At 47.9% G+C, this 1,310-nt stretch carries 2 protein-coding genes and 1 pseudogene; all 3 read right to left on the bottom strand.

Features of this window, described 5'->3' with window-relative positions; translation table 11 throughout:
• Window positions 1-226 (bottom strand): annotated as a pseudogene (locus HMPREF9074_RS11515) (hypothetical protein); the annotation flags it as partial.
• 1 nt (window position 227) lies between these two features.
• Complete coding sequence (locus tag HMPREF9074_RS11510; RefSeq protein WP_034541030.1) at window positions 228-812, bottom strand: hypothetical protein; 585 nt, start codon at window positions 810-812, stop codon at window positions 228-230.
• Window positions 809-1,291, bottom strand: a complete 483-nt coding sequence (locus HMPREF9074_RS11505; RefSeq protein WP_034541028.1) for a hypothetical protein — start codon at window positions 1,289-1,291, stop codon at window positions 809-811. Before HMPREF9074_RS11505 ends, HMPREF9074_RS11510 begins: the two co-directional genes overlap by 4 nt.
• Window positions 1,292-1,310 lie beyond the last annotated feature (19 nt).

Here is a 1,310-nt window from a genome sequence, read left to right as displayed (position 1 = left end):
CGCTGATGATTTTGGCAAGGGTGTCGAGCTTGTCGCGGGTTACCTTTGTATGTACGTTTATCATTAGGGCTCGCAATCCGTTTTCGATGCTGTCGAACTGCTCGAAGCGGCTATCGGTGTTTTGTGAGTGCGGTACTTTGCCTTGCCAGGGAGTGTCGCGCTTTTCAAGATTGCCGGGGTTATTGTTGCGTATGCCGCGTGTGTAGGGGGTGTTTCTGAAGTCCATATTAGAGTACATTTTGTTTAAACATATATGTAATGCCAAAAATCTCGACATCTAATTCATAGCGCAAATCGCGCATAAATGTTACGGCATTGGCTTTGACTACGTTGGTAAAGTCGTTAAGCGAGGTGGTGCCGTTGGGCTGTTGGGCTGATTTGCCGGCAAAGAGTTTTTTCCAGTTGTCGGCTTCGCCCGTGAGGCTGTAGGCGTGCTTAAGGAGTTCGATAGTGGGGATTTCTACATATATATTGGGGAATGTATAGCTACCGCCTGCCGGTAGGGTTACGCCACTGATAGAGCCCAAGCTGCCGAACGCCAATAGCTTGTTGCCTACATACACACGGTAGCTTTTGGCAGAAATAGAGCCTGCAGAGCTTGCGGAGAAGTCTTGCGCTGTTGGGTTTTGCAAAATAAGGTCGATATAAAAGCGCATACGCTGGGTGCTTATATCGAAATTCTTAGGTAGGGATACTTTGAATAATATTCGCTTAAAGAGTTCCTTGCCTTGCGATATTTTGGCTTTGGTAAAGCTCATTAGCCCTATGGCTAATACGGCTACCCCGCCAATGATTAAATGCTTTGCTTTCATTTTATTAATTTGCTAATTCTGAAAATTAGGTATCCTACGGCGGCTACTCCTATCCAAGCGAGTATTTTGGTGTATAGGGGGGTGTAGGGTACGGGTATTTTCTGGGTTTGTACGACTGTTTGCTGGGTGCTGACGGTTGAGCGTTGTCGGCTGTTAAGTTGCTCTTGTAGCTGCTGGTATAGTACGAGCTGCTGGCGGTACTTGTCGTAATAGATGCCGTAGCTGTTGCCGCTGGAGTGTTTAGCCGTAGCCAGACGCGAGAGGGCATCGGTGAGCTGTTGTTGGCATAGGCTATCGCAGGGGGCACTGCCGGTGTGTACGGCTGGCAGGGGTATATAGAGGGTGTCGTGCACGGGTGGGGTGCGCTCTATATAAAGGGTATCAGAAGACTTTATTATGCTTTCTGACTTAAAAATCTGCTGTGGGGTGCGGCAGGCACTGAGCAGTAGGGCTATGATGATGAGGGTGCGGTACTTCATAGATTAATTATTAAGTTTC

It is taken from the genome of Capnocytophaga sp. oral taxon 329 str. F0087 (assembly GCF_000213295.2).
GTDB lineage: Bacteria > Bacteroidota > Bacteroidia > Flavobacteriales > Flavobacteriaceae > Capnocytophaga > Capnocytophaga leadbetteri_A.
The sequence above is the reverse complement of the archived record's forward strand: the minus strand, read 5'-3'. Positions and strand labels throughout refer to the sequence as shown.